Annotated in this window: 1 protein-coding gene; it reads right to left on the reverse strand. The window is 73.1% G+C overall.

Features of this window, described 5'->3' with window-relative positions:
• The coding region (locus tag G6O54_RS37165) for a hypothetical protein (RefSeq protein ID WP_165236240.1) at positions 1-306 on the reverse strand (306 nt) is incomplete at its 3' end.
• Between the last annotated feature and the right edge of the window lie 18 nt (positions 307-324).

Below are 324 nucleotides of genomic sequence, written 5' to 3' on the forward strand. Positions count from 1 at the left end.
GTTACCCGAGAGGGGCGCGAGCCCGAGCCAGTCCCCGGGAGCGGGCGCCTTGACCGAGGAGGTCGCAGAGGCTGATTTCGCCGTACTCGCGGGCTGCGTCTTGGGGACGATCGGCAGGTCCAGGAACGCGCCGGAGTGCCTCGATTCGATCGCGTTGGCCGCGGCCTGGGCCCGGGTCGCGTCCGCGGCGGGCATCGCGCCGAGCCGAGGGCCCGCCTGCACGGCCGCCGGGGAGAGCCCGAGCAGCCCTTCCAGGCCAAGGGGCAGATGGAGGGCCAGCGCCGTGATGCTGATCGGCTCGGTCATCGTCGTCCTGGGCTCCAA

Origin of the sequence: Aquisphaera insulae, from assembly GCF_011064615.1 — a bacterium.
Taxonomy (GTDB): Bacteria; Planctomycetota; Planctomycetia; order Isosphaerales; family Isosphaeraceae; genus Aquisphaera; species Aquisphaera insulae.